This is a genomic window from Zoogloea ramigera (assembly GCF_006539865.1).
Taxonomy (GTDB): domain Bacteria; phylum Pseudomonadota; class Gammaproteobacteria; order Burkholderiales; family Rhodocyclaceae; genus Zoogloea; species Zoogloea ramigera.
Genome location: NZ_BJNV01000186.1, coordinates 1 through 875 on the forward strand (window position 1 = coordinate 1; position 875 = coordinate 875).

Here is an 875-nt window from a genome sequence, read left to right on the forward strand (position 1 = left end):
CCTTGCCTGCCTCACTCCCGCACGACGTAAGGCCGTCCGCCCAAGTGGCGGTGATAGGCACCGAAGCCCCCGTCCCGCGCCGCGTGGCGGCTGACCAGATCGGCCTGACCGGAGAGTCGGTCCACCGTCGACAGGATGTGGGCATCCAGGCTCAGGGGCTCCCGCAGCCCCAGCCAGTCGGGCGCCCCCTTGGCGGCGGTGATGGCATGGAGGAGCGCCAGGTAATGGGCCTCCGGCACGATCACCCGATGCTGGGCCCGGGCCGCGGCGATCCACTCGAGCACCGTATGCTTGTGGCCGAGCAGCGCCCCACGTTCCGTCATCTCGTAGCGGCCGCGCACCGGATTGAACTGGTACTCCTCCGCCTTGCCCGCGTCGTGCAGCAGGCTTCCGGCGATCAACACCGGCAGATGCACCTCCGCGTGATGACTGCCGAGGGTCCGGGCCCGCTCGGCGACTTCCAGTGCATGGCGGAAGTTGCCGTTGCGGTCGTTGTGATGCCCGTGCAGCGAACTCGGCCCCTCGAGATAACGCTGGAAGCGCTTCGAATCCCAGAACACCGCGTTGAAGAGATGCTGCAGCGGCCGGCCCAGGCCCTCCCAGAAACACCCCGCCCGCGCGACGAGCGCCCGGTCCCGGACCCAGGCGTGGGGCACCGTGTCGAAGGGGTTGAGGCTCGCCTCGGGGCGTTCCAGCTTCACCAGCCGTGCGATGCGGATCGCCCCCAGGGTGCTGGTCGGCCGGCCGAGCCAACGGATCGACACCAGGCTGCCCGCGGTCAGCCGGCTGTCCGGATGCCGGCACAGCCACTCCACCCGCAGCACCGCCCGCTCATGGAAGACGACCGCCACGTTGAGCAGGTTGCGCGCGTCAAC

Annotated in this window: 1 protein-coding gene; it reads right to left on the reverse strand. The window is 69.9% G+C overall.

Annotated elements, in window-relative coordinates; translation table 11 throughout:
• Positions 1-11: 11 nt before the first annotated feature.
• Positions 12-875: HD domain-containing protein (locus ZRA01_RS20365; protein WP_141355194.1), on the reverse strand; the 864-nt coding region annotated here is incomplete at its 5' end.